The 740-nt window shown below is 73.1% G+C and carries 1 protein-coding gene; it reads right to left on the reverse strand.

Annotated elements, in window-relative coordinates; all coding sequences use genetic code 11:
• The coding region (locus tag OXS27_RS32395; RefSeq protein WP_267361759.1) for a sugar phosphate nucleotidyltransferase at positions 1–740 on the reverse strand (740 nt) is incomplete at both ends.

A 740-nucleotide genomic window follows, 5' to 3' on the forward strand; every position in this document is an offset into this window, starting at 1 on the left:
CCGCCCTGGCTGTGCACGAGGCTGTTCTTCGTCCCGATCAGCGACACCCGGCCGCGCACCGCGTTGCCGGCCTCATCGTGATCGAGAACCTGCCAGACCGCGTCCCAGGTGCCGACATCCGACCATGCGAACGAGACTGGCAGCACCCCGGCCGTGGCGGTGCGCTCCATCACGGCGTAGTCGATCGAGATCTTGGGCGCCTTGGCGAAGGCCTCGGCATCGAGGCGCACGAAGTCGAGGTCGGTCACTGCCGCCGCGTAGGCCGCCCGCGCCGCCGCCAGCACGTCGGGCACGAAGGCTTCGAGCTCGGCCAGCATCAGGTCGGCGCGGAACAGGAAGTAGCCGGAGTTCCACAGGGCGCCGTCCGTGATCAGCGCCTCGGCGCCGGCCCGGTCGGGCTTCTCGACGAATCGGGCGACGCGGGCCGCGCCCGGCGCCTCGTGGATCGGCTCGCCGCGGCGGATATAGCCGTAATCGGTCGCCGGCCGGTCGGGCTCGATGCCGAGCGTCATGGTGTAGCCGGCCCGCGCGCCCTCGGCCGCGCGCCGCACGGCGTCGACGAAGGCGGCGATGTCGGGCACGACGTGGTCGGCGGCCATGACCAGCACGACGGCCCGCGGATCGCTCTCGGCGGCGTGGATCGCGGCGACCGCCACGGCGGCGGCGGAGTCGCGGCCCTGCGGCTCGAGCAGGATGTCGGCGGCGAGACCCAGCTGGTCGCGCTGCTCGGCGACGATGAA

The organism is Methylobacterium sp. GC_Met_3 (genome assembly GCF_026540775.1).
Classification (GTDB): Bacteria; Pseudomonadota; Alphaproteobacteria; order Rhizobiales; family Beijerinckiaceae; genus Methylobacterium.